Genomic DNA, 26,367 nt, shown 5'->3' with positions numbered 1-26,367 from the left:
CCGCGCTGCATCGGTTGATAATATCGATCAGGTCAAGCCCGCGGAGGTTCATCATGCATCCCGCATCGGCAATCGCACAGCTCTGGCTGCTCTGGGTGGTTTCATGGGCCGCGGCAGCCTTCTGGGCCGACCGGGCCGAAAAACGCGCCGGCTTCGGGGTGGAGCTTCCATCCCGCGCCGTCATGGTGCTCGGCACGATCCTGCTCTTCATCCCGGCGCACGGTTATGCCGGCCCGCTGAGGCTTTGGACGCCGAACCTTGCCGAAGCGTGGATCTGCGTGGCGCTGATTGCCGCCGGTCTGGCATTTGCCTGGTGGGCGCGGCTGCATCTTGGCCGCCTGTGGTCGGCCACGGTCACCGCCAAGGCCGCGCATCGCGTCGTCGACACCGGCCCTTACCGGCTGGTGCGCCACCCGATCTATACCGGCCTGCTTCTGGCGATCCTCGCCACCATGGCGGCGAAAGGCACTGTCTGGGGCGTTGCCGGCGCCATCCTCATCACCGTCGGCATCGTCATGAAGGCAAGGCTGGAGGAGCGTTTTCTGCGCGGTGAACTGGGTAGCGCTTACGACGACTATGCCAGGCGCGTTCCGATGCTGGTGCCGTTCGCGCCGGGCTAATGCATGTCGCCCAAAAGCATGCCCTCGGGCTTGAACCGAGGGTGTGCAGTGGTTTTGGGACAACGACATGCGTAAAACAAAAAATCTAAAGCATGCGCAATAGCGCGCCGCCGATCGAGTAGCCGGCGCCGAAGGCGCAGAGCAGGCCGTAGTCGCCGGCCTTCATGTCGGCATGGTTCTCCGACAGGGCGATGATGGCGCCGGCGGCGGCGGTGTTGCCGAGGCGCTCCAGCACCATCGGCGCGCGGTCGTGGTCGACGTCATGGCCGAACGACAGTTTCAGGATCATGGCGTTCATCCGCGCATTGGCCTGATGCAGCCAGAAGCGCCGGATCGCTTGCGGCGTCAGCCCGTGCTCGGCCAGGAACTCGACGATGAATTTGTGGCCGGCAACGGTGACTTCCTTGAACACCTTGTTGCCGATCTGCTTGATCAGATTGCCTTCCAGATCGATCACGTACGGATCGTCCTGGGTGGCGCGGGTATAGTAACCGAGATTGGTGCGGATGCTGTTCGACATCTGCGTCCAGGCGCGCGTATCCAGCACCTCGAAGCGGCCCGGCCGCTTCTCGCCCTGGGCGAGCCCTTCGACGATCATCGACACGGAAGCGTCGCCGAAGATGAAATGCGTCTGCCGGTCGCGAAAATTGAGATGCCCGGTGATGATCTCCGGCGTCGTCACCAGCACGCGTTTATGCGCCCCTGCCCGCACCAGATTGACGGCGATGTGCAACGCCGCCGCTGCCGAAGAGCAGCCAAGCCCCATATCGAAGCCGGCGCCTTTCGTCCCCAGCGCCTGCTGCATTTCGATGGCGATCGCCGGATAGGGCCGCTGATGGTGCGAGGCCGAGCAGATCACCAGGTCGATGTCGCCAGGCTTCAGCCCGGCATGATCGAGCGCCTTGCGGGCCGAAGCGATGCCGAACTCGGCCTCCAGCGACAGTGCATCGTCGGGCCGCGCCGCGAAACGCGGCGCCATGCGGGTCGGATCGAGGATGCCTTCCCGTTCGATGACATGGCGGGTCTGGACGCCCGAGGCATGGACGATGAAGGCACTGTCCGATTTCTGTACTAGCGGCTCGCCCGACACCTCGCGGCGGACGTTCTCCATGTCCACCCAGGCGTTGAAGCTGGCGACGAGCTCCTCGTTGGTGATCGAAGCTTCGGGGATTTCAACGCCGATGCCGCTGATGATGACGCGATGCATTTCCAGTTCGTCCCGTGCGCAGGCGTTGCGGCTTCATGTCGACGCCGCAAAAAGCTCGGCGCAACCTCTTTTGCACCTAGCCAGTTTATGCCGGCTTAAATCAAGTCCCTGGGACGGGTCTTTACCAGGCGCAGAGCTTGGTATTGGTCTGCGGGTTGTTCCAGCAGGCGCCGTCATCGCGGCTGCGCACGAATTGCCCGGGCAGCGGCACGTTGCGGCGGCCGAGATTGACATAGCCATAGGCAAAACCCGGTCCGTCGATTTCCAGGACGTAGGTCGGATAACCCGGCGCCGAGATGCGAAAGCTCCCCACATCGTCCAGCGCCCGATAGCTGCACGAGAAATAGCCGTCGTCGCTGGTGAAGCAGCGCGCTCGCTTGGCCTCCGCCGATAGAGACAAGGCAAGCACAGCGGCCGCACAAATGCTGCCGCCGAAACCCATCTTTTTCAGTGTCATCATCCACCCCCATGGCCCATAAAGGGCCGTGCCCCAGCGAGATGCGCATGACGGCGAAAGCCGGTCAAGCATCCGCTGCTAGCTGTTTTTGGGTGTAGCTAAGCGTTTCTAAGCGGAACGCCGCGCCACGATGAAGAGACGGGGAAAGCGCAGCAACACCTTGCCGCTTGTCGTTTTCGGATAGGCTTCGCTGATCCCGGCCGCGTAGCGCTTCAGGAAAAGCTGCCGCTCGTTTTCGTCGAGAGGATCGAGGAACGGCTTCAGCCCCGTCGATTTCACCCACTCGACGATCGCCTCGGCATCGGCCAGCGGATGGTTGTAGATCGTGTGCCAGATATCGAGCCGATCCGAGAATGGCGACAAAAGGTCGTAATAGAACGCGACCGGCGGCAGCGGCGCGCGGGCCGCGCGCTCGAGCTTTTCGGCAAACGGCATCTCGGCCGCGGTCTCCCGCATCAGCCGGTGCGAAGGTTCGGCCATATTGTCCGGCATCTGCACGGCAAGCGCGCCGCCGGGCGCCAAAAATCCCATCAACCGCTGGAAGACCGCCGGATGCTCCGGCAGCCATTGAAACACCGCATTGGCAAAGATCACGTCGACCGGTTCGGTCGGCTGCCACGCCGCCGCATCCGCCAAGGCAAAGCTGACACCGGGCAGGCGCGCCCTGGCCTTCTCGATCATGTCGGGCGAGGTATCGAAGCCGCTGATCTGCGCCCGCGGCCAGCGCTCGACCAGCAATTCGGTCGAATTGCCCGGCCCGCAGCCAATGTCGACCACCCGGCGCGGTTCCGGCACCGGCACCTGCGCAACGAGATCGCGCGCCGGCCGGGTGCGCTCGTCCTCGAACTTCAGGTAGAGGGCGGCGGACCAGTCGGGTCTCACCTTCGCGACTGTATTCATCGAACCACCCAAATCGCGACAGCGCTATCATCGATCCTTGTCAGAATTCGGAATGAGCCCACACGATATTTCCAGAGACCTGCCAGTGGTCCTGGTAGCGCTTCGCCAAGTTCGCGTGGATTATCGCGCGAGGCGAGCCTGTTTTCCAGGAAGTCCACAATCCGACGCTGATCGGACCTTTGCAATCTGGAGATATCCTTCAGTGCACGCTTCTCGACACGAATTGTCCACACGATCAACCGTCACTGCGGTCGCTTGCGTCCAATCCCAGTCGTTCCTTAGCTTCGGCCAGAGAAAGCCATTCACCTTCACCATCGTTAAGGCGCTCGAGGGCGATTAGTCCGTCTTCCAGATCCTGAATTTGCTCGACAATGGCCTCAACGACTACGTCATGTTTTGTCCGGCCAGTTTTCCTTGCGACGATCTCGAGGCGTTTTTCCAGCGCGGTAGGAAGCTCGACATTAAGCATGTTTATCTCCTTCCGGTAATTCTACGAGCAGCCTGGGGCGCTTGCAACCAATCCGTTGTTACCGAGTCAGCCGCTTATACGTCATCCTGTGCGGATTGACCGCCTCAGGCCCAAGCCGGCGGATTTTGTCCTGCTCGTAGTCCTCGAAATTGCCTTCGAACCATTCGACATGGCTGTCGCCTTCGAAGGCGAGGATGTGCGTCGCCAGGCGATCGAGGAACATGCGATCGTGCGAGATGATGACGGCGCAGCCGGCGAAGCTCTCGAGCGCGTCTTCGAGTGCCGCCAGCGTTTCGGTATCGAGATCGTTGGTCGGTTCGTCGAGCAGCAGCACATTGCCGCCGGTCTTCAGCATCTTGGCCAGATGCACGCGGTTGCGTTGGCCGCCGGACAAGTTGCCGACCTTCTGCTGCTGGTCGCCGCCGCGGAAATTGAACGACGCGCAATAGGCGCGGGTGTTGGCTTCGAACTTGCCGAGCTTGACCACTTCGGCGCCGCCCGAGATCTCTTCCCAGACCGTCTTGGTCGGGTCGAGTGCGTCGCGGCTCTGGTCGACGTAGCCGAGCTTGACCGTCTCGCCGACGCGGATGGTGCCGGCATCGGGCTTTTCCTGGCCGGTGATCATGCGGAACAGCGTCGTCTTGCCGGCGCCGTTCGGGCCGATGACGCCGACGATGCCGCCGGGCGGCAGCTTGAATTCGAGATCGTCGATCAAAAGCGTGTCGCCAAAGCCCTTCGACAGGCCCTCGACCTCGATCACCACATTGCCGAGCCGCTCGCCATGCGGAATGACAATCTGGGTATCGCTCGGACGCCGCTTGTCGGCTGCATCCAGCAGATCCTGGAAGGCCTGGATACGGGCTTTCGACTTGGTCTGCCGGGCTTTCGGGCTGGACTGGATCCACTCGCGCTCGCGGCCGATCGCCCGCTGGCGCGCATCGTCCTCGCGGCCTTCCTGCTTGAGCCGCTTGGCCTTGGCTTCGAGATATTTGGTGTAGTTGCCTTCGTAGGGGATACCGCGGCCGCGATCGAGCTCGAGGATCCAGCCGGTGACATTGTCGAGGAAGTAGCGATCGTGGGTGATGATCATCACCGCGCCCGGATAGGCCCGCAGATGCTTTTCCAGCCACGCCGTCGTCTCGGCGTCGAGATGGTTGGTCGGCTCGTCGAGCAGCAGAAGGTCGGGCTGGCGCAGCAGCAACTGACAGAGCGCGACGCGACGGCGTTCGCCGCCCGACAGCTTGGTGACATCGGCCTCCTTGGGCGGGCAGCCGAGTGCCTCCATCGCCATCTCGACCTGCTGTTCGAGATCCCACAGGTTGAGCCGGTCCATCTCGTCCTGCAGCTTGGCCGACTCGTCCGCCGTCTCGTCGGAATAGTTCATCATCAATTCGTTGTAGCGCTCGATGATGGCGGTCTTGGCGGCGACGCCTTCCATGACGTTTTCGAACACGTTCTTGTTCGGATCGAGCGCCGGCTCCTGCGCCAGGTAACCGACGGTAGCACCCTCGGCCAGCCAGGCCTCGCCGCTCCACTCCTTGTCGATGCCGGCCATGATCTTGAGGATCGTCGACTTGCCGGCGCCGTTGGGGCCGAGGATGCCGATCTTGGCGTCCGGGTAGAAGGACAGATGAATGTTCTCGAGCACCTTCTTGGTGCCGTAGGCCTTGTTGAGGCCGGCCATGTGATAGATGAACTGGCGTGCCACGCGCGCTTTCCCTGAAAAGTCGACTGATGTCGGATTGGATGGAAGTTGGGGGCTATGTAAGCGATGCGGCCGCGAACGGCAAACAGTTTTGGCCCTAAAGCAATTCCAGGAAAAACCGTGAAACGGTTTTCCGTCCGGAATTGCATCAAAACAAAAAAGATGAAGCGGTTCAGCGGTTCCGTGAAACGATAACCCGCTCCAGGCGGATTTGGTCGCAGCCGCAAACGCTTAGCCGCTTCATTTCGTGCCGGCGCCCAGGCGAAAGCTCCGGTTAATCATTCCGCGTCAAACAATGTTGGATGGGAAATCGCTGGCAGCCGCGATTTCGGGGAGAGAGATCGGGCCGTGTTGAACAGTTTCCTGCTTTTTGCCGAAGCGGTTCTCTATTTCGGCATCATGGTCACGCTTTTCCGGTTCAGGGGCCGCATCGGCCTCGGCGTCTTTGTTTGCGCCCTTGGCGTCATGCATTTCCTGGAAACCTATCTCGCCAGCGTCTTCTACGTCGCGCTGCCGTTCGGCATGGTATCGCCGGGTTCGGCCGTGCTGTTTTCCGGCAAGCTGGTGATGCTTCTCCTGCTCTACATCAAGGAGGACGCGGCAACTGTCCGGCAGCCGATTTACGGCCTGCTGCTCGGCAATGCCCTGATGGTCGGGCTCGTGCTGATCCTGCGCCTGCACGACATCGCACTGCTGCCCGACGGCAAGCTTCCCGACATCGGCTTTATCGACGAGATGGGCTGGCTGATGGTGTGGGGCACGACACTGCTGTTCGTCGACGCCATCCTGATCATTCTGCTCTATGAAAAGCTCGGCAAATACCTGCGCAAGGCGCTTTTCACCCGCATCCTGGTCTCCGTCGCCTGCGTGCTCACCTTCGACCAGGCAGGCTTTTTCACGGCGCTGCATTTCGTCACCGGTGCGCCGGTCGCGGTGTTCTTCGGCGGCTGGTTCGCCAAGATGGCAGCGGCCCTGGTCTACAGCACCATGCTGGTCGCCTATATCAGGTGGTTCGAGGCGCGGCAGGTGCCGGCGCCGCGCGGGCTTTCCGACATTTTCGACACGCTGACCTATCGCGAGCGCTATGAGGCGCTGGTCGAGCATGTTGGTCGCGACGGCCTCACCGGCCTCCTGCACAGGGGGCGCTTCGACAGCGATGGCGAGGCCGCCGTCGCCGCCAGCCTGCGGACCGCCAGGCCGCTCAGCCTGCTGATCATCGATGTCGACCACTTCAAATCGATCAACGACCGCTTCGGCCACGCCGAGGGAGACAAGGTGCTGAAAGCCCTGGCGATTTTGCTTGGCGAACTTGTCGGGACCGAAGATCAATTGTTCAGGATCGGCGGTGAGGAATTCGCCATCCTCGGCTGGCGTCCGCAGCCGCTCGCCAGGCTGCTGGGTGAAACCGTCAGGCAAGCGGTCAAGACGTCCGCGAGCACCAGCCGGTTCGACATTACCGTCAGCGCCGGCATCTCGACGGTCAGCGAGACGACCCGTTGCCTTGCCGATCTCTTTGCGCTGGCCGACCAGCGTCTCTACAAGGCCAAATCCACGGGACGCGATCGCGTTGTCGGGGAACCGGGCGGCAACGAAGCAGACGCCCGCAACACATGGACCAGGCCGGAGCGCAGCGCCGGCGCGTAACGCTGCCCAGGCCTGCGATTGGCTCAATCAGGATTGTTTGCGCCGCTGCCATCCGCCGATCGCAACCGAAACCGCCATCAGCGCGATCGCCAGCCATTTCAACGCGGTAATAATCGGGCCGGCTTCGATATCGTAGGCAATGAACAGAAGAATGCCCGGTACCAGCAGGCCGCAGAGCACGAGCGTGATCCGGTTGATCTGCCATGACACTTTTGCCGCAAGCGCCTGGTCGCCGGGCAAGGCGACAAGCGCGGCCCGCATTGCCTTCGGCGCCACCAGCGTGGTCGAAAGACGCAGCGAAATCGGCAGGCCGATGCCGATGATCAGGAAGGCGCATGCCGCCAGGAGCAGCGAAAACTTGAGCGCACTGGTTTCGGCCGGTACCGGGAACAGCAGCGCCGCCAGCGGCAGGAAGACACAGAACATCCCGAGCGCGGCGATGGCGATGAAGATCGCCGCGTTGACCAGCGTAAACAATTGGTAGGTGCCGCTGCCGACGGGTTTGGCGAGCGTGGTCATGCGCGCCCACTCCACCTCGGTGTAGGAAAAGCCCGGCCACTCCATATGGCCGTCGCGGATCGCCGTCATGCCCTTGGCCCAGAACGCCAGCCGCGCCAGCGCGCCGCTCGTCATACCACTCATCGCCACCCCCTGCGAATGATAACCCCGGGATCATACCATCCCCGGCGCAAAGCGACAGTCGCGTACGGCCTGTTTACTGGAACCCGACGGCATCGACCGCGCCCTTCGGGCAGCCGGCCTTGGCTGTCGGCGCCGAGGCAAGCAGCAGGGCACCGAGCGAAGCGTTCGAAGCGATCGGGCCGGTCAGGCCGAGCGTCAGTTCGCCGATCAGCCGCCTGCCGTTCGAAGGATCGACCACGCAGGACACGCGGACCCGGTCGCCCGCGCCTTTGCCGAAGGCACTGTCGAAGGTGCTGCGGATCTGATCGGATGTCAGTTGCTTGCCGACGTTCTTGATGAAGAGATCGCGCACCGGCGACGCATTCATCGCGCGCATCAGGTTCAAGGCGTCGGCGAAATACTCCTGCTGGCTCTTGCCGTAGCAGGTGCCGTGCTTGATCCATTCATGCCTTTCGAGGGCGGATGCGGTGCCCGGCATCACCTGGTCGAGTTCCGCTCGCGTTTTCGGGTCAAGGGTGACCGGCGGCAAATCCCGCCAGTGTGCCGGATCGTCGTTCGCCTTGTCGCTTGCCGCGACCTGGCAATAGAAATTTCCGTTCGGCTGCGGCCACAACCCATGCAAGGTGAAGTGGGTCGCATCGAAACCGGCGGCGGTCTGCGCACGGCATTCGGTTTTGCCGGATTTGGTCTCACAAAAAGCCGGCTGCCAGCTCAACGCGAAGACATATTCCGGCTTTCCGGACGCCGATGGCTTGTTCGGCTCGGCAGGCGCCGGTGCAGCCGGCATCGTCGACACGCTGCCGCCCGAAACATGACCGCAGCTGATCTTGACCCAGCGGCGCTCCGGATCGGCGCCCGGCACGCGAATGAGGTAGTGGGTGGGCGCGTCCTTGTTGCCGGCCAGCAGATCATAATTCTGACCAGCCGCGGTCGAGACATTGCCGGGATTCTTGCCGCTCTTGATCGCCTGCGTTGCCGGACAGGCGGCATCGGCGACGAAAGAGCCGGTCATCTTCACATCGGCCCGCGCCGCGCTTGCGCCAGCAAACGCAACAAACACTGCCCCCCATATCGCCCAAATCCGCATTCCGGCACTCCTCGTGATTCACGCCGCAAGCTAGAAACTTGCGACATGTCAGAATTACGATTTCTTTCGCCGGCCGTAAAAACAATCGCCAGCGCATTGAGACGGCTCGCGCGTGGTCGATCAGGATCCGCCCGCCTCCACCCGTTTCGTCAGGGTGCGCAGCAGATCAAGCGAGGCTTTCAGCACGTCGGCGTCCATACCCTCCGAAACGCGGTTCGCCCAAACATGCTGGCGTGTGCCGATATTCTTGACCGCTGCCCGGCCGGCATCGGTTATCGACAACAGCTTGGCGCGGCGATGCGCCGGGTTGTCGGCGTAGGCGGCAAGCCCCTCCGCAGCCAGTATGTCGGCCAGCCGCTGTACACTCTGACGGGCGAGACCCATGTCGCGGGCGATGTCGGCCACAGATTTCGGCTCCTTCAAAACTGCACCCAAAACCTGCCAGCGCGCTGCTGTCAGCCCGGTTGGAGCGGCCAGCCGGTCGGCCGCATCCAGAAAACTGCCGTTCATCCTGAACACGGCAAGCACCAGTTCGGTGAGCACATTTGCCGCCTCGGTCCTGGTCGTCATTTCTGGCCGGCCTCGATGGTCGCGACGAAATTATTAACGGCTTCGGCTACGACCTCGGGCTTGTCAAGCATCACCCAATGGCCGCTGCCCGCCACGATCTGGCGCGGAATGTCCGTGCGCAGCCGGTAGAGCGCGGCTGGAGTGTCACTGGCCTCGGTAGCCAATACGAACATAGGCCCGCGATACGCATCGAGTGCCGGCTCCGGGTTCCATTCGGCCAGTGCCTTGCCGACACCTGCCCTCGCCGCCGGATCGACCACTGCCGCATCGGCCAGAACACGCTGGCGAACAGCCGCGTTAGGGCCGGCAATCGACGTGTAATAGGCGTTCAGGACATCACGGCCTTGCGGACCGGCCAGATCGCGGACAAAGCCGTCACGAATCGCCTGCGGCAGCGCACGAGGATCGGTCGCCGGGTCGACGAGCAAGACACCGGCTACCCGGTCGGCATGGCTGGCGGCATAAGCGAGCGCCACGCCACCACCGCCGCTGTGCGCGACAATGAGAAACCGCTTCAGGCCAAACGCGTCGGCCACGGCACCGACATCCATTGCGCGACCGTCATAACCATAGTCACCGTCCTGCGCCGGCGCGGAGGCGCCATGACCGCGAAAATCGAAGGCTACCGCCTCGCGGCCTTCGACGGAGAGCTGCATCACCCGGTCCCAGTGGGAAGCGCGGCTGCAATCTCCATGCAGGAACATGATCGGCAGGCCATTGCCGGCGTTGATCCTATAAGTGGCAAGCTGGCCTTGCGGGCCTGGAACAGTGGACGTCATCATGGTCATCTCCCTGGTTTCCTGACTGAACGCAGCAATCCCTGACAACAGGGTGGCCGTCGTGAAGGCGAAGCCCGCCAGCAAGATTGCATGCCGCGAAATGGCCCGGTGGTTTTCATAGTCATACCCCCAATCTGCCGCTGACCATTTGACAGTATGCTGTCATGTAATCACATTGACAGCATGCTGTCAACGCCGTCGAGTGGGTACCCTGCGTCCCTTGACGTCGATCGCTGCGTCGCCCAACAGTCGCCGACGGGAGCGAGACATGCCATTTGACAAGCAGAGGATGCTGGCATCGCCGACCGGCGCCGAGCTCAACCTTTATGTGAAACACGCCATCGGCCAACCGCGCGCCATTGTCCAGGTCAATCACGGGTTGGCCGAGCACGCGGCGCGCTATGCCCGTTTCGCCGATTTCCTTGGCGAGCGCGGCTACCAGGTCTACGCGCACGACCACCGTGGCCATGGCGCCACCAAGGCGCCCGACGCGCCACCTGGCAGGTTCGCCGATGCGGATGGCGGTGCCAAGGTCATCGCCGATGTCGCCGCCGTCCATGATCTCATCGCCAGGGAACAGCCGGGTCTGCCGATCATCGTCTTCGGCCACTCCCTGGGCGCGTCGGTCGCGCTGAATTTTGTCCTCCGCCACTCGGCGCGCATCCATGCCGCCGCGATCTGGAACGGCAATTTCTCGGCCGGACTGCTCGGCCAAATCGCGCTGGCCATGCTTGGTTGGGAAAAGTTCCGGCTTGGCTCAGACGTGCCGTCGCGCCTGCTGCCCCGGCTGACGTTCCGGGCCTGGGGCAAGGCGGTGCCCAATCACCGGACGCCGTTCGACTGGCTGTCGCGCGATGCCGTTGAAGTCGAGAAATACATCGCCGACCCGCTTTGCGGCTGGGACGCATCGGTGTCGATGTGGCAGGACATCGTCATGATGACGCTGCATTGCGGCAGCGACCGCAATTTTTCCGGCGTGCGGCGCGACCTGTTCGTCAATCTGGTCGGAGGCGAGCAAGATCCGGCCTCGGACGGCGGCAAGGCGGTCAGCCATCTTGCCGGCCGGATGCACATGATGGGTTTTTCGAATCTCGTTTCAAAGGTTTACGCCAAAACCCGCCACGAAAGCCTGAACGAGGTCAACCGAGACATCATCATGGAGGATTTTGCCGCCTGGGCCGACCGCGTGCTGAGGGCACAGTGATACTGGCCCATTGCAAGGGCCGTGACAGCGGCGCGCGGGATTGATAGAGGCTGCGCTTTCGATCAACCACGGTGATCCATGACTGAGCCTCCGCTCAAAGGCATCCGCGTCATCGAACTCGCACGCATCCTCGCCGGGCCATGGGCCGGACAGCTGCTTGCCGACCTCGGAGCCGACGTGATCAAGGTCGAGAGCCCGGACGGCGGCGACGACACCCGCAAATGGGGACCGCCCTTCGTCATCGGCCATGACGGCGAAAACCTTTCGGCCGCTTATTACCATTCCTGCAACCGCGGCAAGCGCTCCATTGCCATCGACTTCTCGACGCCCGAGGGTGCCGAGACGGTGCGCCGGCTGGTCGCGACATCGGATGTGCTGATCGAAAACTTCAAAGTCGGCGGACTGAAGAAATACGGCCTCGACTATGACAGCCTGAGGAAAATCAACCCGCGGCTGATCTATTGCTCGATCACCGGTTTTGGCCAGTCGGGACCGTATGCGCCGCGTGCCGGCTATGATTTCATCATCCAGGGCATGGCCGGCATGATGTCGATCACCGGCGAAGCCGGCCGCGAACCGCAAAAGGCGGGCGTCGCCATTTCAGATGTTTTCACCGGGCTTTATTCGGTCATCGCCATTCAGGCGGCGCTTCGCCATGCCGAGAAGACCGGCGAAGGCCAGCATATCGACATGGCGCTCTACGATACCCAGATCTCGACGCTCGGCAACCAGAACCTCAACTATCTCGTCTCCGGACAGTCGCCGGTGCAGATGGGCAATGCGCATATGAACATCGCGCCCTACGAAGTGGTGCCGGTGAAGAATGGCCACATCATCCTGGCGGTCGGCAATGACGGCCAGTTCGCAAAGTTCTGCGCTGCCGTCGGCCTCGACGAGCTGGCGTCGAACCCTGACTTCGCCACCAATCCCGCCCGCGTCGCCAACCGGGCAAAGCTGCGCGAGCATATGATCGAGGCGCTGAAAGCCTTCGATCGCGACCCGTTGCTGGCCAGACTTGAGACTGCCGGAGTGCCGGCCAGCCCGATCAACAACATCGGCCAGATGTTTGCCGACCCGCAGACCATCGCGCGCGGCATGCGGCTCGACCTCGATGACGGCCATGGCAATCTGTTGCCCTCGGTGCGGGCGCCGATGGTCATGTCCGGCACGCCGCTGGTCTATGAACGTCCGTCACCGCGTCTCGGCGAACACACCGAAGAAATCCTTGCCGAACTGGAGAGGTCAGGAAAATGAAGACCGGCGGACAACTCATCGTCGATGCGCTCGAAGCCAACGGAACGGACCGTATCTATTGCGTACCCGGCGAATCCTATCTGGCGGTGCTCGACGCGCTGCATGATTCACCGATCCGCACAATCGTCTGCCGCCAGGAGGGCGGTGCCGCAATGATGGCCGACTGCCATGGCCGCCTGACCGGCAGGCCCGGCATCTGCTTCGTCACCCGAGGCCCAGGCGCCACCAATGCCTCGGCCGGCATCCACATCGCGATGCAGGATTCAGTCCCCCTCATCCTGTTCATCGGCCAGGTCGCCAGCCACGCCAAGGGGCGCGAGGCCTTCCAGGAGGTCGACTACGTCAGGTTCTTCGGCGATATCGCCAAATGGGTGGTCGAGATCGACGACGCCGCACGCATACCCGAATTCGTCACACGCGCCTTTGCGGTGGCGACGTCCGGTCGCCCGGGCCCGGTCGTCATCTCGCTGCCCGAAGACATGCTGACCAGCCTCGCGGAGGCACCGGACGCCCGGCATTATACCCCTGTTGAGACGCGGCCTGGCGAAGTCGAGCTCGACGCACTGGAACTGTTGCTCAACCAGGCAAAGCGGCCCTTCGTCATCCTCGGCGGTACGCGCTGGGACGCGCAGGCCGTTGCACGGATGCGGACGATAGCCGAAGCCTGGTCGCTGCCGGTCGGCTGCTCCTTCCGCCGCCAGATGCTGTTCGACCATCTCCACCCGAACTATGCCGGCGATGTCGGCATCGGCATCAATCCCAAGGTAGCAACCGCCATCAAGCAGGCCGACCTCGTGCTGCTGATCGGCGGCCGTATGGGCGAGATGCCGTCATCCGACTACACGCTGCTGAAGAGCCCCTACCCCGACCAGACGCTGGTCCATATCCATGCCGACGCCGGCGAACTCGGCCGCGTCTACCGGCCGGCGCTGGCGATCAATGCCTCGCCTGCCGCTTTCGTCGAAGCCTTTGCCGGACGCAAGCCGACCGCAACGCCGGTCTGGGCGGCTGAGGCAGCGAAGCTGCACGCCGCCTATCTCGACTGGTCGACGCCTCCGGAGAGCGGCCCCGGCGCCGTCCAGATGGGGCCGATCATGAATTATCTCGAAACGATGCTGCCGGACGACGCCATCCTCACCAACGGCGCCGGCAACTACGCCACCTGGGTGCATCGCTACCATCGCTTCCGGCGTTTCGGCACGCAGGCAGCACCCACATCCGGCTCGATGGGCTACGGCACGCCGGCGGCGGTCGCCGCCAAGCAGCTTTTCCCCGACCGCGACGTGATCGCCTTCGCCGGCGACGGCTGTTTCCTGATGAACGGCCAGGAATTCGCCACCGCCGTGCAATACGGGCTGCCGATCATCGTCATCGTCGTCAACAATGGCATCTACGGCACCATCCGCATGCATCAGGAGCGCGAATATCCCGGCCGTGTCGTCGCCACGGACTTGAAGAATCCCGACTTTGCTGCTTTGGCTCGTGCCTATGGCGGCCATGGCGAGACGGTGGAAAAGACCGCCGACTTCGCGGCGGCCTTCGAGCGAGCGCGGGCCAGCGGCAAGCCGTCGATCGTAGAGATCCGGCTCGACCCTGAAGCCATCACGCCGACCCGCACGATGTCCCAGATTCGCGACAAGGCCTGACAAAACAGGATGATTGCCCTGTTTTGTCGTCGTGATCTGCCTATTTGGCCTTCTCGATCTGGCCGCGGATCTCGCCGTCCGCATGGGCCGCGGTGTGGATGTTGACGTAATATTTGCCAGCCTCAAGATCGGTGGCCTGGGCATCGGTCAATGTCGCCGAACCCTTGATCGGGCTCTTCAGCTTGCCTTCGAACGGCACCACCGGATCGGCGTTTTGACCCTTTGCCGCCGGGCCGTGAATGTGTGCGGCCTTCGCCGGCCCGCTGAGGCCGGAATATCTCACGGTCCAGCTGAGTTTCTTGGTGGCGGTGTTGAACCTGAGCGTGGCGGTGCCCTTGCCCTTCGTGGTGACGGGCGGGTTCTGCTGAGCACCATCGAGCGTCGCCGTCATCTTCATGGTTTCGGCCAAGGCCGGTGAAGCAGAGAAGATGGCTGCAGAAATGGCCAGCGCCGAAAGCATCGGCGTGAAGGACTGGATGCGCATGGAAACCTCCGTTGTGACACCCTTGAGGCGGATGCACCGGCACAACGATTTTGCGAGCGGATGTTTCCGCCGGTAACGTTTATTTTACCTCCCACTAAAAAGGGGCGGTCGCCCGCCCCTTTTCCGCTACAAGCCAGTTTGACAGCCCTATTTGATGGCCTTGTCGGTGATCGCCGTCGTGTAGGCGCCGGTAGGCTCCTTGCTGATGATCTTCTGGTCGAGCAGCGCCTTGGCGGTGCGCTCGTAGGTCGCCGGATCGAGCTTGCCATCGGCATTGTCGATCAGCTTGGCGACTTCGCCCATCATGCGCTTCTGGTGATTCTCGTCCTGGCCGCCATTGTCCATGACGATGCCGGCCGCTTCGTCGGAATTATCGACGGCGTATTTCCAACCCTTCATCGAAGCGCGCACGAAACGCACCATCTTGTCCTCGAAGGCCGGATCCTTGAGCTTGTCCTCCAGGGCATAGAGCCCGTCTTCGAGCAGATCGTTGCCCATGGCGGAATAGTTGAAGACGGTCAGCTCTTCCGGCTTGTAGCCGGCGTCGATGAGCTGCCAGTACTCGTTATAGGTCATGACCGAAATGCAATCCGCCTGCTTCTGGATCAGCGGCTGCACATCGAAGCTCTGCTTGAGCACGGTGACGCCGTCCGGCCCGCCATCGGTCTTGAGGCCAAGCTTGTTCATCCAGGCATAGAACGGATACTCGTTGCCGAAGAACCAGACGCCGAGCGTGTGGCCCTTGAAGTCGGCTTCTGTCTTGACCGGACCGTCCTTCGGGCAGACCAGCTCCATGCCGGCCTTCTTGAACGGCTGGGCGATGTTGACCAGCGGCACGCCCTTCTCGCGCGCAGCCAGCGCGCCGCCCATCCAATCGACGATGACGTCGGCGCCGCCGCCGGCGATGACCTGCTCGGGCGCAATGTCCGGGCCGCCGGGCTTGATGTCGACGTCGAGGCCCTCGGCTTCATAGAAGCCCTTGGCCTTGGCGACATAATAGCCGGCGAACTGTGCCTGGGTGACCCATTTCAGCTGCAGCGTCACCTTGTCCGCGGCCATCGCCTGGAACGCGGCAAGCGACATCGCGCCGGCCAGCATCGAAACAACAAGTCTTTTCATGTTTTTACCCTCTGAAGTTAGCGCCCTAAACCCACCGCCCCTATCCACCACGGACAGAGGGATGCCAAAACGTGACTGCTCTCTCGAAAAGAGCGACCACGCCATAAAAGACCGAACCCGCAAGTGCTGCAACTGCGATTTCCGCCCACACCATGTCGATGTTCATCCGCCCGACTTCCGTCGAAATGCGGAATCCCATGCCGACCACCGGCGTGCCGAAGAACTCGGCGACGATGGCGCCGATCAGCGCCAGCGTCGAATTGATCTTCAACGCATTGAAGATGAAGGGTGCCGCCGCCGGCAGCCGCAGCTTGAACAGCGTCTGCCAGTAGCTCGAGGCATAGGTGCGCATCAGGTCGCGCTCCATATGGCCGGAGGCGGCAAGCCCGGCGACGGTGTTCACCAGCATCGGGAAGAAGGTCATGATGATGACCACCGCTGCCTTCGACTGCCAGTCGAAGCCGAACCACATGACCATGATCGGCGCGACGCCGATGATCGGCAGCGCCGACACCATATTGCCGATCGGCAAAAGCCCGCGCCGCAGAAACGGCACGCGGTCGGCGGCGATGGCAACGAGGAAGCCGGCGCTGCTCCCCACCACATAGCCGAAGATAACAGCCTTGAAGATGGTCTGCCTGACATCGGCCCCCAGCACCGGCAGCGAGCCGACGATGCGTGCACCGATGGCGCTTGGCGGCGGCAACAGGATGAAGGGAATGCCGGCACCACGCGTCACCGCCTCCCAGATGATCAGGATCCAGGCGCCGAAGATGGCCGGAATGATCAGGCGCAGGGCGGTTGACGCCCAGCGCGACGTCGGGCGAAACGACGACAAGACCGTTACGCAGCGCCAGGCCAAAAACCACGCCGCGACGAGCAGCAGATAGAAGGATGCGCGAGCGCTGCCCTCATTGCCGGTTATGCCGGCGAGCAGCATCCACGCTGCGCCATGCGCGCCAAGGAACAGCAACACCACCCCGATCATCGGTGGAAAGTTGTCGGCCTCGATTGCCACGAGCAGCAAAATGAAAATCAAAACCGCAGTTGCCATGCCGTAACCGGGCGTAGCACTGACGAGCGGCCAAAGAAGCAGCGCGCCGGCAAGCAGGACAAGCGCTGCATACCCCTGCCAGGATCGAGGCGTGATTGAGGAAAGGCTCAGGATGGAGCTCATGCCGGCCTCCCGCCCATGGCGCGGTCGACAAGGCGCCCGGCGATGCCGACGACCATCACCAGCAGCGCCGCGACCACCGACCCGGCAACCAGAGCCGACCAGATGTCGATGGTCTGGCTGTAGTAGGCGCCGGCGAGCAATTTGGCGCCGATGCCGGCGACGGCGCCGGTCGGCAACTCGCCGACGATGGCGCCGACCAGGCTGGCGGCCACCGCCACCTTCATCGAGGTAAACAGGAACGGCACCGAAGCCGGCACCCGCAATTTCCAGAAGGTCTGCGAGGCACTGGCATTATAGGTGTGCATCAGGTCGAGATGGGTAAGCTCGGGCGAGCGCAGTCCCTTCACCATGCCGACTGCCACCGGAAAGAACGACAGATAGGTCGAGATCAGCGCCTTCGGGATAAGCCCGGTGATGCCGATCGCCGCCAGCACGACTATGATCATCGGCGCCACCGCCAGGATCGGAATGGTCTGCGAGGCGATGATCCACGGCATCAGACTGCGGTCGAGCGTCGCCACATGCACGATGCCGACGGCGATGACGATGCCGAGCGCCGTGCCGAAAGCAAAGCCGAGCAGCGTCGACGACAGCGTCACCCAGGCATTGTAGACAAGGCTGCGGTTCGAGGTGATGCTGCGCAGAAAGGTGTTTTCGAAAAAATTCACCGCCACCTGATGCGGCGCCGGCAGCGTCGGCTTCGGCTGCGCCAGCGTCTTGCCGATGAATTCCACAATACCCGGTGTCTGATTGGCGCGGCGGTCGAGATCGCGCTGGAACGGCGTGTTGAGGATGACGGCCATGACGTACCAGACGACGACAACGCCCAGGAGGATCGAGGTCACCGGAACGATCTTGTCGCGAAACGAGTCCATCTAGCAGGCCTCGCCGGGTAAGCGCCCTCCTCTCCCCAACGGGGAGAGGGTGACTGGAGCGAAGCGGAGGCCGGGTGAGGGTGACCGCGCTTTTGTCATCCTAGGGCGGAAGCGCCGCGAAGCGGCGTGCGTATCGGGAGCGCCCCACCACGCTTTCGTCATCCTAGGGCGAAGCAAGGAGCGAAGCGACGCGGCGCAGACCCTAGGATCCATGCCGTAACCTCCCCGCTCCGCAACGGTGCTGAAAATGGCTCCCTCCACACCGCTCTGCCCGGCGAATATTCTGAACCGCTTGCGCCTTTCGGCTAATGTCACGGCATGGATCCTAGGGTCTGCGCACGCCGCTTCGCGGCGGCTCCGCCCTAGGATGACGAAGGCATTGTTGACCGCTCCCTCGCGGGGCGGAGGCACCTCCTGCGTCGAACGCGCAAGCCCGTCGCGCGCGCCCTCAATCATCATAGCTGTGCCCCGCCCTCAGGCCGTCGCGCACGCGTGCCGCGATGGCCAGGAACTCCGGCGTCTCGCGGATATCGAGCGGTCGCTTTTTCGGCAGCGTCGATTCTATGACGTCGCTGACACGCCCCGGGCGCGGCGACATGACGATGATGCGCGTCGACAGATAGACCGCCTCGGGGATCGAATGGGTGACGAAGCAGATAGTCTTGTTGGTGCGCTCCCAAAGCTCCAGCAGCTGTTCGTTGAGGTGATCGCGCACGATCTCGTCCAGCGCGCCGAACGGCTCGTCCATCAACAAAAGGTCGGCGTCGAAGGCGAGCGCCCGCGCGATCGAGGCGCGCTGCTGCATGCCGCCCGAAAGCTGCCAGGGGTATTTCTTCTCGAAGCCGCTGAGATTGACAAGGTCGAGGGTTCGCTTGATGCGCGCCGCCTGCTCCGCTCTGGACAGGCCCATGATCTCCAGCGGCAGTGCCACATTGCGCTCGATCGTGCGCCACGGATAAAGTGCGGCCGCCTGGAAGACATAGCCATAGGCGCGGCTCTGGCGCGCCTGCTCGGGCGTCATGCCGTTGACGGAGATGGCTCCCGATGTCGGCTTCTCCAGATCGGCGATGACGCGCAGCAAGGTCGTCTTGCCGCAGCCGGAGGGCCCGATGAAAGACACGAATTCCCCCTTGCCGATCGTCAGGTCGACATTCGACAGCGCCTGTACCGGACCATCATTGGTCTGGAAGGTCAGGCCAAGCTTGCTTGCCGAAACAACGGCTGGCGATACTCCCGTCATCGGCCGTAGCCTGTCGCTTCCGGCCACTGCGGCGCCGGCCGGAATCCCATTGATTTTACCCCGATGTTGCTTTCCACTCGCCCAGTCCTACTCGCCGCAGTTTTACTCGCCCCAGTTCTACGCGCCCTTGTCCCATCAGATAGACGCCCGGAGTTGCCCCGATGTCGCCCAAACCGACTTGCCATCTTATCCGCCCTGAAAGCTCTTATGAAGGCAAGCAGGGCCTGAGTTATTTCGCCGGTATCGCCGCCGAAACAGTCGGCTCGTCCGGCATCTGCATGCATCTGCTGACCATGCCGCCGGGTGCCCGCGCCAAGGCGCATATGCACGAAAACCATGAAACCGCGATCTATGTGCTCTCCGGCGAAGTCCATACCTGGTATGGCGACCGGCTCGAACAGCATATCGTGGTCAAGGCCGGCGATCTTTTCTATATTCCCCCCGGCGTGCCGCATCTGCCGGCCAATCTGAGCGACGGCCCCGCCTCGGCGGTCATTGCCCGAACCGATCCCAACGAACAGGAAAGCGTCGTCCTGCTGCCGGAACTGGACGGGTTGGTCGCCTGACGCCGGCATCGAGGCGGCGGTCGTCATCGGCACCGTCACGAACATGATTTCAGCGGCCCTATCTCCTCAAGGCCGGGAATGGTCACGAAGAAACCGTCCCCTCCCCTATTGATGACCTTGACGACATCCGTGGTCGTGCCCTCCTCGCCCTCGGCGAAACAGGTGGAACTCAACAACAGGGTGCCAGGCGCCGCCGTCAGTCGCTGTGCGAACTGGCAGCCGCTGCCATAGGTTTCGACGCCGTCGGCGGTCAGCACGACATAATCGTCGCTGTCCTGATAACCGAGCCGTACACCAGCGCAACCGACCTCATTGCCAAAGGAGCCGGCAAGGACGTCAGCCGCCGCCGGCCCGGCGGCAAGGATCACCGCGGCCATTGAGATAATCGCTCCGTGGCTCGCCAAGCTCAAACGCCCGTCGCCGGGATGCCCGTCCGTTCCACCTTGCGCGGCGCGGAAATTTCCTTCCACGTCGACAGCGCCCGGTTGACCGCCGCGTTCGGCTCGCGAGCGACGAATTCGCCATGGCCGGGCTTCGCCTTGACCTCGTTTTCCTCGATCGACAGTTCGCCGCGCGAGAAGACGAAGCGCGGCAGGCCGGTTACCTCAAAACCTTCGAAGACATTGTAGTCGATCACCGACTGCTGCTTCTTGGCCGTGATCTTCTTCTTGCGCTTCGGGTCCCATACGAGGATGTCGGCGTCCGCGCCTTCGACGATGGCGCCCTTCTTCGGGTACATGTTGAGGATCTTGGCGATGTTGGTCGAGGTCACCGCGACGAACTCGTTCATCGTCAGCCGGCCGGTCTTGACGCCGGTCGTCCACAGCACCGGCAAACGATCCTCGAGCCCGCCCGTGCCGTTCGGGATCTTGGTGAAATCGCCGACGCCGTTGCGCTTCTGTTTGGTGGTGAAGGCACAATGGTCGGTCGCCACCACTTGCAGCGACCCGGCCTGCAGGCCGGCCCACAGCGAATCCTGGTGCAGTTTGTTGCGGAAGGGCGGGCTCATCACCCGCCGCGCCGCATGGTCCCAGTCCTTGTTGAAATATTCGCTCTCGTCCAGCGTCAGGTGCTGGATCAGCGGCTCGCCGAATACCCGCATGCCTTTCTGGCGCGCCCGGCGGATGGCTTCGTGCGCCTGCTCGCAGGAGACATGCACGACATAGAGCGGCACACCGGCCATGTCGGCGATCATGATGGCGCGGTTGGTCGCCTCGCCTTCGACTTCAGGCGGGCGCGAATAGGCGTGTCCCTCCGGGCCGCTGTTGCCCGCCGCCAGCAGCTTCTGCGACAGCGCCGCCACCACGTCGCCATTCTCGGCATGGACCAGCGGCAGCGCGCCAAGATCGGCACAGCGTTGGAACGACGAATAGAGCTCGTCGTCATCGACCATCAGCGCGCCCTTGTAGGCCATGAAATGCTTGAACGAGGTAATGCCCCTGTCGACGACGGTGGCCATCTCGTCGAACACCTGCTTGCCCCACCAGGTGATCGCCATGTGGAAGGAATAGTCGCAGGACGCCTTCGAAGTCTTGTTGTCCCACATCTGCAGGGCCTCGAGCAGCGACTGCTGCGGCCCTGGCAGGCAGAAATCGACGACCATCGTCGTGCCGCCGGCAAGGGCCGCGCGGGTGCCGGATTCAAAGTCATCGGCCGAATAGGTGCCCATGAACGGCATTTCGAGATGGGTATGCGGGTCGATGCCGCCCGGCATCACATAGCAGCCGCTGGCGTCGAACTCATGGTCGCCATGCAGATCCGGCCCGATGCCGATGATCTTGCCGTGCTTGAACAGCACATCGGCCTTCCACGTCCGGTCGGCGGTGACGATGGTGCCGTTCTTGATGACTTTGGACATTTTGTTGTTCCCTTATTCTCTTCGCGCTTCTTGTGAGCGGCGTTGCGAGGCTATCCCATCATTCGACAATGACCGCCGTGTCCACCACCGCATGGAACAGCACGTCGGCGCCGGCCGCTGCCCATTCCTTGGTGATTTCCTCGGCTTCGTTGTGGCTGAGCCCGTCGACACAGGGGCACATCACCATTGCGGTGGGTGCGACGCGGTTGATCCAGCAGGCGTCATGGCCGGCGCCCGAGACGATGTTGCGATGCGTATATCCCAGGCGCTCCGCCGCATCCCGCACAGCCTTGACGCAGCCCGCGTCGAAAGTGACCGGGTCGAAATGGCCGACCTGCTCGATTTGATATTTGATGTCGAGCGCGTCGCAGATCGTGTCGATGCCTTCGCGGATGCGGCCGTCCATGGCGTCCAGCACTTCCTTTTCCGGCGAGCGGATGTCGATGGTGAAGACGGTGCGGCCGGCGATGATGTTGCGCGAGTTCGGATAGACCTCCATATGGCCGACCGCGCCGACGGCGTCGGGTTGGTAGTCCATGGCGATCTCGTGCACCAGTTCGATCACCCGCGCCATGCCGAGCCCGGCATTGCGCCGCTTCGGCATCGGCGTCGAGCCGGTGTGCGCCTCCTTGCCGGTCAGCGTCACCTGCAGCCATTTCAACCCTTGCCCATGGGTGACGACACCGATGTCGATGCCCTCGTCCTCGAGGATCGGGCCCTGCTCGATATGCAATTCGAAGAAGGCGTGGATCTTGCGCTCACCGACTTTCTCGGTGCCCTTCCAGCCGATCCGTTCGAGCTCCTCGCCGAATTTCTTGCCGTCCTTGTCGACATGTGAATAGACGTCGGCCTGGTCGAGCACGCCGGCGAACACCCCGGACGCCATCATCGCCGGCGCAAAGCGGGCGCCTTCCTCGTTGGTCCAGTTGGTAACGACGATCGGGTGCTTGGTCTTGATGCCGAGATCGTTGAGCGAGCGCACGACCTCCAGGCCGCCGAGCACCCCGAGCACGCCGTCATACTTGCCGCCGGTCGGCTGGGTGTCGAGATGGCTGCCGACATAGACCGGCGGCAGGCTGGGGTCGGTGCCTTCGCGACGGGCAAACATCGTACCCATCTCGTCGACGCCCATTTCGAGCCCCGCCTCATCGCACCAGCGCTTGAACAGATGCCGCCCTTCGCCGTCCTCGTCGGTAACGGTCTGGCGATTGTTGCCGCCGGCAATGCCGGGGCCGATCTTCGCCATCTCCATTATCGAATCCCACAAACGGTCTGAATTGATTCGCAGATTCTCGCCGGGGGCGGCCATATTCTAAAACCTCATTGGTTGTGGCACGCCAGCGTCCCCCTCCCCCTCGAGGGGAGGGTGGCCGCGAAGCGGTCGGGTGGGGTCGGCTGACATGCGCGCGACCTTCTCCTTGACCACCTGTGCGACATGCCAAGCGCTGTTTATGACATCGGGCTCATCGACGCGAAAGATATCGAACCCGAGCGATCGCAGATAGGCATCACGGACGGCGTCGTGCCGTTTGCCCTTCTCCTGTTCGTGCAGATCACCATCGATTTCAACGACCAGCTTTACCGCAAGGCAAGCAAAGTCGACGATATAAGGCCCGATCGGACACTGGCGGCGGAATTTCATCCCGGCCGATTTCAATTCGCGCAGTTCATACCAAAGCAGCGATTCGCCTTTGGTCGCATGAACTCGAAGCGCGCGCGCCTTCTGGCGCATTTCGAAGCTCACGCGGGTCCGGGGCATCACAGGCACCTATGCGGCCGAAGGTCAGGCTGGCGCGCTGCCGCGCCGACCCCACCCGGCCGCTTCGCGGCCACCCTCCCCTCAAGGGGGAGGGAAAGCTGCAGCGCGTTCCTCAATCCACCGCCCTCAGCACTTCGCGCACGTGGTCGATCAATTCGTTGATCTGGCCCTTGGTGATGATCAGCGGTGGCGACAGCGCGATGATGTCGCCGGTGGTGCGGATCAATGCACCGCGCTCGAACGCCTTGACGAAAGCCGAGAAGGCCCGCTTCGTCGGCTGGCCGGCGATCGGCGCCAGCTCGATCGCGCCGATCAGGCCGATGTTTCTGATATCGATGACGTTCGGCTCGCCCTTCAGCGAGTGCAGCGCGTCCTCCCAGTACGGCGCCAGTTCCTCGCCGCGCGTCAGCAGCCCCTCTTCCTTGTAGGTGTCGAGCGTGCCCAACGCCGCCGCGCAGGCGATCGGATTGCCCGAATAGGTGTAGCCGTGGAAGAACTCGATCATGTGCTCGGGCCCGGTCATGAACGCGTCGTGGATTTCCTTCTTCACGAACACCGCGCCCATCGGGATGACGCCGTTGGAGACGCCCTTCGCCGTGGTCATGATATCCGGCGTGACACCGAAATAGTCGGCGGCGAACGGCGTGCCGAGGCGGCCAAAACCGGTGATGACCTCGTCGAAGATCAGCAAGATGCCATGCTTGGTGCAGATCTCGCGAAGCCTCTCGAGATAGCCCTTCGGCGGCAGGATGACGCCGGTGGAACCGGCCACCGGCTCGACGATGACGGCGGCAATGGTCGAGGCGTCGTGCAGTGCGACGATGCGCTCCAGCTCGTTCGCCAGTTCCGCGCCATGCTCCGGCACGCCCTTGGTGAAAGAGTTCTTTTCCGGCAGATGCGTGTGTGGCATGTGATCGACGCCGCCGAGCAGCGTGCCGAACATCTTGCGGTTGGTGACGATGCCGCCGACCGAGATGCCGCCGAAATTGACGCCGTGATAGCCGCGCTCGCGGCCGATCAGACGGGTGCGCGAGCCCTCGCCTTTTACGCGGTGATAAGCGATTGCCATCTTCAGCGCCGTCTCGACCGATTCCGAGCCGGAATTGGTGAAGAACACATGGTCCATGCCCTTCGGCGCGATGTCGACCAGCCGGTTCGCCAGCTCGAACACGATCGGATGGCCCATCTGGAACGCCGGCGCATAGTCGAGCTCGGCCGCCTGGCTCTGGATCGCCTCGGTGATCTTCGGGCGGCAGTGGCCGGCATTGACGCACCACAGGCCGGCGGTGCCGTCGAGCACCTTGCGCCCGTCGCTGGTCGTGTAGTGCATGTCCTTGGCCGACACCATCATGCGCGGCGCCTGCTTGAACTGCCGGTTTGCCGTGAACGGCATCCAGAATGCGCTGAGATCGTTCGGCGTGACTTTCAGCCGGTTGGACATGACCAAGACTTCCCCTTGTAACCTGTTTCGGTGCGGCTAACGCTTGGTCTTTCCAACGCTTGGTCTTCGCGACGTTTTCGTGCTACGCAAATTTTTGACCGGTTGGACAAACGTTAGCACCGCCTTATCAGCGGTCAAGGGATTACTAGCGGAAATGCGGCTTTCGAAGTGCGCTCCACAGGGCGAGGAAAAACTGGTCCAGAGAATTGGTCCAGACACTCCTCACGGCGAAGGTTTTGCGGGGTGACGGGGGCGGTCGAAAGCTCCCCTCCTCGCCGCACCCGCATTCAGCTGGAAAAGCGCGAGCTCATCCTGGAGGCGGCGCTAGAAGTCTTCTCCACCAACGGTTTTCGCGGCTCGACCATCGACCAGATCGCCGAAGCCGCCGGCATGTCGAAGCCGAACCTGCTCTATTATTTCCGCCGCAAGGAGGACATCCACGAGACGCTGATGCAGCGGCTTCTCGACACCTGGCTGGCGCCGCTGCGCGAGCTCGACGACATTGGCGATCCCTTGACCGAATTGCGCAGCTACATCAGGCGCAAGCTCGAAATGGCGCGCGACTTCCCGCGCGAGAGCCGCCTGTTCGCCAACGAGATCCTGCAGGGCGCGCCGCGCATCATGCCGATGCTGGAAGGCGAGTTGAAGACGCTGGTCGACGAGAAAGCCAACGTCATCAAGGGCTGGATGCGCGCCGGCAAGATTGCCCGCACCGACCCCTGGCACCTGATCTTCTCGATCTGGGCGACGACCCAGCATTATGCCGATTTCGACGTCCAGGTCCGCGCCGTGCTCGGCCCCGACCGCGGCGGCGACGGCCGCTTCGAGGATGCCGCAAGGTTTCTCGAGCAACTGTTCATCGACGGGCTGAAGCCGAAGGGCTGAGGCAGCTCGGCTCCCCCATTGCTTCGTCATCCTGGGGCGCAGCAAGGAGCGGAGCGACGCAGCGCAGACCCCAGGATCCATGCCGTGACCTCAGAGCGTTGCTGCGGTGCAGGATTCTGCTCCGCTGCACTCTTCCGTTAAGGTTATGGCATGATGGGGTGGACGGCGCCCGACGGCATCGGATGTGCCAGAATGAGTTCATTGAGATCTCAAACAAGGGAGCCGTCCGTGGAACACCTTATCCGTATTGGCATGGATACGTCCAAGAGTGTTTTTCAGCTGCATGGTGTCGACGCTGCGGAGCGTTCGGTGCTGGTGCGTAAATTGCAACGGCGGGCGGTAGTCCCGTTCTTCGCCAAGCTTGCGCCGGTGAGGATCGGGCTGGAGGCGTGCGGTGGCTCGCATTACTGGGCGCGCACGCTGTCGGGGCTGGGTCATGAGGTGGTGCTGATCGCGGCGCAGCACGTGAAGCCGTATGTGCGGCGCGGCAAGCATGACGCGGCTGACGCCGAGGCGATCTGCGAGGCGATGAGCCGGCCCAGGACACGCTTTGTTGGGATCAAGAGCGGCGAGCAGCAAGCGGCGCAGATGCTGTTTGGGGTGCGCGAGCAGCTGGTGCGGCGGCGCACGCAGCTTTCCAACACGATCCGCGGCTACGCAGCCGAATTCGGCCTGGTGGCCGCACAAGGCCTTGCCCGCATCGAGCCACTGCTGGCCCGCATTGCCGGCGACGCGACGGTGCCGGCGCTGGCAAAGGAACTGCTTGAGACGCTCGGCGA

General features: G+C 62.9%; 28 protein-coding genes. 8 read left to right on the top strand and 20 right to left on the bottom strand.

From position 1 onward, the window contains the following. The first annotated feature begins 53 nt into the window (after nucleotides 1-53). On the top strand, nucleotides 54-620 hold the full coding sequence (locus tag NKH28_RS05620) for a methyltransferase family protein (RefSeq protein WP_352471529.1): 567 nt from the start codon (nucleotides 54-56) through the stop codon (nucleotides 618-620). 85 nt (nucleotides 621-705) lie between these two features. On the opposite strand, the gene NKH28_RS05615 is transcribed toward NKH28_RS05620, so the two are convergent. The 6 genes from NKH28_RS05615 to ettA all read right to left on the bottom strand — a co-directional run bounded on the left by NKH28_RS05615 (nucleotide 706) and on the right by ettA (nucleotide 5,361). Continuing rightward, nucleotides 706-1,827 carry a beta-ketoacyl-ACP synthase III gene (locus NKH28_RS05615; RefSeq protein WP_352978122.1) on the bottom strand — a complete coding sequence of 374 codons (1,122 nt, stop codon included), beginning with the start codon at nucleotides 1,825-1,827 and terminating at the stop codon, nucleotides 706-708. Between the two features lie 121 nt (nucleotides 1,828-1,948). Then, nucleotides 1,949-2,284 carry a hypothetical protein gene (locus NKH28_RS05610; RefSeq protein ID WP_352978120.1) on the bottom strand — a complete coding sequence of 112 codons (336 nt, stop codon included), beginning with the start codon at nucleotides 2,282-2,284 and terminating at the stop codon, nucleotides 1,949-1,951. A gap of 108 nt (nucleotides 2,285-2,392) precedes the next feature. Next, nucleotides 2,393-3,184 (bottom strand): trans-aconitate 2-methyltransferase, encoded by a 792-nt coding sequence (tam, locus tag NKH28_RS05605; RefSeq protein ID WP_352978118.1) that lies wholly within the window; start codon nucleotides 3,182-3,184, stop codon nucleotides 2,393-2,395. Continuing rightward, nucleotides 3,181-3,417: a type II toxin-antitoxin system RelE family toxin gene (locus NKH28_RS05600; protein WP_352978410.1), complete on the bottom strand. Its 237-nt coding sequence runs from the start codon at nucleotides 3,415-3,417 to the stop codon at nucleotides 3,181-3,183. Before NKH28_RS05600 ends, tam begins: the two co-directional genes overlap by 4 nt. A gap of 2 nt (nucleotides 3,418-3,419) precedes the next feature. Beyond that, a complete protein-coding gene (gene relB / locus NKH28_RS05595) occupies nucleotides 3,420-3,653 on the bottom strand; it encodes a type II toxin-antitoxin system RelB family antitoxin (protein ID WP_352471524.1) in 234 nt (77 codons plus the stop codon). A 58-nt stretch (nucleotides 3,654-3,711) separates the two neighbouring features. Continuing rightward, nucleotides 3,712-5,361, bottom strand: a complete 1,650-nt coding sequence (gene ettA, locus NKH28_RS05590) for an energy-dependent translational throttle protein EttA (RefSeq protein ID WP_352453385.1) — start codon at nucleotides 5,359-5,361, stop codon at nucleotides 3,712-3,714. Between the two features lie 345 nt (nucleotides 5,362-5,706). Between ettA and NKH28_RS05585 the strand changes: the two genes are divergently transcribed. After that, nucleotides 5,707-7,002, top strand: a complete 1,296-nt coding sequence (locus tag NKH28_RS05585; protein ID WP_352851532.1) for a GGDEF domain-containing protein — start codon at nucleotides 5,707-5,709, stop codon at nucleotides 7,000-7,002. A gap of 27 nt (nucleotides 7,003-7,029) precedes the next feature. Here the strand turns inward: NKH28_RS05585 and NKH28_RS05580 are convergent, their stop codons facing one another. The 4 genes from NKH28_RS05580 to NKH28_RS05565 form a co-directional block, all read right to left on the bottom strand. Next, nucleotides 7,030-7,644, bottom strand: a complete 615-nt coding sequence (locus NKH28_RS05580; RefSeq protein WP_352978116.1) for a hypothetical protein — start codon at nucleotides 7,642-7,644, stop codon at nucleotides 7,030-7,032. 73 nt (nucleotides 7,645-7,717) lie between these two features. Next, on the bottom strand, nucleotides 7,718-8,731 hold the full coding sequence (locus NKH28_RS05575) for a ribonuclease T2 family protein (protein WP_352978114.1): 1,014 nt from the start codon (nucleotides 8,729-8,731) through the stop codon (nucleotides 7,718-7,720). A 120-nt stretch (nucleotides 8,732-8,851) separates the two neighbouring features. Then, the gene (locus NKH28_RS05570; RefSeq protein WP_352978112.1) at nucleotides 8,852-9,301 is read right to left on the bottom strand and encodes a MarR family winged helix-turn-helix transcriptional regulator; all 450 of its coding nucleotides are present in this window, start codon (nucleotides 9,299-9,301) and stop codon (nucleotides 8,852-8,854) included. Next, nucleotides 9,298-10,083, bottom strand: a complete 786-nt coding sequence (locus NKH28_RS05565) for an alpha/beta fold hydrolase (protein WP_352456203.1) — start codon at nucleotides 10,081-10,083, stop codon at nucleotides 9,298-9,300. Before NKH28_RS05565 ends, NKH28_RS05570 begins: the two co-directional genes overlap by 4 nt. Before the next feature lie 265 nt (nucleotides 10,084-10,348). Between NKH28_RS05565 and NKH28_RS05560 the strand changes: the two genes are divergently transcribed. The 3 genes from NKH28_RS05560 (at nucleotide 10,349) to NKH28_RS05550 (ending at nucleotide 14,184) form a co-directional block, all read left to right on the top strand. After that, entirely contained in the window at nucleotides 10,349-11,284 is a 936-nt protein-coding gene (locus tag NKH28_RS05560; protein ID WP_352978109.1) for an alpha/beta fold hydrolase, read from the top strand. 78 nt (nucleotides 11,285-11,362) lie between these two features. Beyond that, entirely contained in the window at nucleotides 11,363-12,538 is a 1,176-nt protein-coding gene (locus NKH28_RS05555) for a CaiB/BaiF CoA transferase family protein (RefSeq protein ID WP_352471514.1), read from the top strand. Then, on the top strand, nucleotides 12,535-14,184 hold the full coding sequence (locus tag NKH28_RS05550; protein ID WP_352815483.1) for a thiamine pyrophosphate-binding protein: 1,650 nt from the start codon (nucleotides 12,535-12,537) through the stop codon (nucleotides 14,182-14,184). The genes NKH28_RS05555 and NKH28_RS05550 overlap by 4 nt, the downstream gene beginning before the upstream one ends. Before the next feature lie 40 nt (nucleotides 14,185-14,224). On the opposite strand, the gene NKH28_RS05545 is transcribed toward NKH28_RS05550, so the two are convergent. The 5 genes from NKH28_RS05545 to NKH28_RS05525 all read right to left on the bottom strand — a co-directional run bounded on the left by NKH28_RS05545 (nucleotide 14,225) and on the right by NKH28_RS05525 (nucleotide 19,079). Then, complete coding sequence (locus tag NKH28_RS05545) at nucleotides 14,225-14,668, bottom strand: CHRD domain-containing protein (protein WP_352471512.1); 444 nt, start codon at nucleotides 14,666-14,668, stop codon at nucleotides 14,225-14,227. A 147-nt stretch (nucleotides 14,669-14,815) separates the two neighbouring features. Further along, nucleotides 14,816-15,787: an ABC transporter substrate-binding protein gene (locus tag NKH28_RS05540; RefSeq protein ID WP_352681854.1), complete on the bottom strand. Its 972-nt coding sequence runs from the start codon at nucleotides 15,785-15,787 to the stop codon at nucleotides 14,816-14,818. A gap of 40 nt (nucleotides 15,788-15,827) precedes the next feature. After that, nucleotides 15,828-16,964, bottom strand: a complete 1,137-nt coding sequence (locus tag NKH28_RS05535; RefSeq protein WP_352501093.1) for an ABC transporter permease — start codon at nucleotides 16,962-16,964, stop codon at nucleotides 15,828-15,830. Further along, nucleotides 16,961-17,839, bottom strand: coding sequence for an ABC transporter permease (locus NKH28_RS05530; RefSeq protein WP_352501094.1), 879 nt, complete (start codon nucleotides 17,837-17,839; stop codon nucleotides 16,961-16,963). The genes NKH28_RS05535 and NKH28_RS05530 overlap by 4 nt, the downstream gene beginning before the upstream one ends. Nucleotides 17,840-18,287: 448 nt before the next feature. After that, nucleotides 18,288-19,079 carry an ABC transporter ATP-binding protein gene (locus NKH28_RS05525; protein ID WP_352503196.1) on the bottom strand — a complete coding sequence of 264 codons (792 nt, stop codon included), beginning with the start codon at nucleotides 19,077-19,079 and terminating at the stop codon, nucleotides 18,288-18,290. 161 nt (nucleotides 19,080-19,240) lie between these two features. On the opposite strand from NKH28_RS05525, the gene NKH28_RS05520 reads away from it, so the two are divergent. Further along, nucleotides 19,241-19,645 (top strand): cupin domain-containing protein, encoded by a 405-nt coding sequence (locus NKH28_RS05520; RefSeq protein WP_023675871.1) that lies wholly within the window; start codon nucleotides 19,241-19,243, stop codon nucleotides 19,643-19,645. Between the two features lie 35 nt (nucleotides 19,646-19,680). Here the strand turns inward: NKH28_RS05520 and NKH28_RS05515 are convergent, their stop codons facing one another. The 5 genes from NKH28_RS05515 to aptA form a co-directional block, all read right to left on the bottom strand. Continuing rightward, nucleotides 19,681-20,022: a hypothetical protein gene (locus tag NKH28_RS05515; RefSeq protein WP_352819797.1), complete on the bottom strand. Its 342-nt coding sequence runs from the start codon at nucleotides 20,020-20,022 to the stop codon at nucleotides 19,681-19,683. Nucleotides 20,023-20,051: 29 nt separating this feature from the next. Continuing rightward, the gene (hydA, locus tag NKH28_RS05510; RefSeq protein ID WP_352819799.1) at nucleotides 20,052-21,503 is read right to left on the bottom strand and encodes a dihydropyrimidinase; all 1,452 of its coding nucleotides are present in this window, start codon (nucleotides 21,501-21,503) and stop codon (nucleotides 20,052-20,054) included. Nucleotides 21,504-21,561: 58 nt separating this feature from the next. After that, nucleotides 21,562-22,812, bottom strand: coding sequence for a Zn-dependent hydrolase (locus tag NKH28_RS05505; RefSeq protein ID WP_352589382.1), 1,251 nt, complete (start codon nucleotides 22,810-22,812; stop codon nucleotides 21,562-21,564). 3 nt (nucleotides 22,813-22,815) lie between these two features. Continuing rightward, the gene (locus tag NKH28_RS05500) at nucleotides 22,816-23,235 is read right to left on the bottom strand and encodes an endonuclease domain-containing protein (protein WP_352503192.1); all 420 of its coding nucleotides are present in this window, start codon (nucleotides 23,233-23,235) and stop codon (nucleotides 22,816-22,818) included. Nucleotides 23,236-23,374: 139 nt separating this feature from the next. Continuing rightward, nucleotides 23,375-24,703, bottom strand: a complete 1,329-nt coding sequence (gene aptA / locus NKH28_RS05495) for an omega-aminotransferase AptA (protein WP_352453401.1) — start codon at nucleotides 24,701-24,703, stop codon at nucleotides 23,375-23,377. Between the two features lie 243 nt (nucleotides 24,704-24,946). Between aptA and NKH28_RS05490 the strand changes: the two genes are divergently transcribed. After that, nucleotides 24,947-25,588 (top strand): TetR family transcriptional regulator C-terminal domain-containing protein, encoded by a 642-nt coding sequence (locus tag NKH28_RS05490; protein ID WP_023675865.1) that lies wholly within the window; start codon nucleotides 24,947-24,949, stop codon nucleotides 25,586-25,588. 228 nt (nucleotides 25,589-25,816) lie between these two features. Continuing rightward, nucleotides 25,817-26,367: IS110 family RNA-guided transposase (locus NKH28_RS05485; protein WP_352978106.1), on the top strand; the 551-nt coding region annotated here is incomplete at its 3' end.

The organism is Mesorhizobium sp. M1227 (assembly GCF_040318315.1).
GTDB lineage: Bacteria > Pseudomonadota > Alphaproteobacteria > Rhizobiales > Rhizobiaceae > Mesorhizobium.
Note: the sequence above shows the minus strand (reverse complement) of the source record. Positions and strands in the feature narration are given on the sequence as shown.

Coding starts and splice junctions, on each gene's coding strand:
- NKH28_RS05620 (WP_352471529.1), top strand. CDS start 54: ATGCATCCCGCATCGGCAATCGCACAGCTCTGGCTGCTCTGGGTGGTT.
- NKH28_RS05615 (WP_352978122.1), bottom strand. CDS start 1,827: ATGCATCGCGTCATCATCAGCGGCATCGGCGTTGAAATCCCCGAAGCT.
- NKH28_RS05610 (WP_352978120.1), bottom strand. CDS start 2,284: ATGACACTGAAAAAGATGGGTTTCGGCGGCAGCATTTGTGCGGCCGCT.
- tam (WP_352978118.1), bottom strand. CDS start 3,184: ATGAATACAGTCGCGAAGGTGAGACCCGACTGGTCCGCCGCCCTCTAC.
- relB (WP_352471524.1), bottom strand. CDS start 3,653: ATGCTTAATGTCGAGCTTCCTACCGCGCTGGAAAAACGCCTCGAGATC.
- NKH28_RS05580 (WP_352978116.1), bottom strand. CDS start 7,644: ATGAGTGGTATGACGAGCGGCGCGCTGGCGCGGCTGGCGTTCTGGGCC.
- NKH28_RS05575 (WP_352978114.1), bottom strand. CDS start 8,731: ATGCGGATTTGGGCGATATGGGGGGCAGTGTTTGTTGCGTTTGCTGGC.
- NKH28_RS05570 (WP_352978112.1), bottom strand. CDS start 9,301: ATGACGACCAGGACCGAGGCGGCAAATGTGCTCACCGAACTGGTGCTT.
- NKH28_RS05565 (WP_352456203.1), bottom strand. CDS start 10,083: ATGATGACGTCCACTGTTCCAGGCCCGCAAGGCCAGCTTGCCACTTAT.
- NKH28_RS05560 (WP_352978109.1), top strand. CDS start 10,349: ATGCCATTTGACAAGCAGAGGATGCTGGCATCGCCGACCGGCGCCGAG.
- NKH28_RS05555 (WP_352471514.1), top strand. CDS start 11,363: ATGACTGAGCCTCCGCTCAAAGGCATCCGCGTCATCGAACTCGCACGC.
- NKH28_RS05550 (WP_352815483.1), top strand. CDS start 12,535: ATGAAGACCGGCGGACAACTCATCGTCGATGCGCTCGAAGCCAACGGA.
- NKH28_RS05545 (WP_352471512.1), bottom strand. CDS start 14,668: ATGCGCATCCAGTCCTTCACGCCGATGCTTTCGGCGCTGGCCATTTCT.
- NKH28_RS05540 (WP_352681854.1), bottom strand. CDS start 15,787: ATGAAAAGACTTGTTGTTTCGATGCTGGCCGGCGCGATGTCGCTTGCC.
- NKH28_RS05535 (WP_352501093.1), bottom strand. CDS start 16,964: ATGAGCTCCATCCTGAGCCTTTCCTCAATCACGCCTCGATCCTGGCAG.
- NKH28_RS05530 (WP_352501094.1), bottom strand. CDS start 17,839: ATGGACTCGTTTCGCGACAAGATCGTTCCGGTGACCTCGATCCTCCTG.
- NKH28_RS05525 (WP_352503196.1), bottom strand. CDS start 19,079: ATGACGGGAGTATCGCCAGCCGTTGTTTCGGCAAGCAAGCTTGGCCTG.
- NKH28_RS05520 (WP_023675871.1), top strand. CDS start 19,241: ATGTCGCCCAAACCGACTTGCCATCTTATCCGCCCTGAAAGCTCTTAT.
- NKH28_RS05515 (WP_352819797.1), bottom strand. CDS start 20,022: ATGGCCGCGGTGATCCTTGCCGCCGGGCCGGCGGCGGCTGACGTCCTT.
- hydA (WP_352819799.1), bottom strand. CDS start 21,503: ATGTCCAAAGTCATCAAGAACGGCACCATCGTCACCGCCGACCGGACG.
- NKH28_RS05505 (WP_352589382.1), bottom strand. CDS start 22,812: ATGGCCGCCCCCGGCGAGAATCTGCGAATCAATTCAGACCGTTTGTGG.
- NKH28_RS05500 (WP_352503192.1), bottom strand. CDS start 23,235: ATGCGCCAGAAGGCGCGCGCGCTTCGAGTTCATGCGACCAAAGGCGAA.
- aptA (WP_352453401.1), bottom strand. CDS start 24,703: ATGTCCAACCGGCTGAAAGTCACGCCGAACGATCTCAGCGCATTCTGG.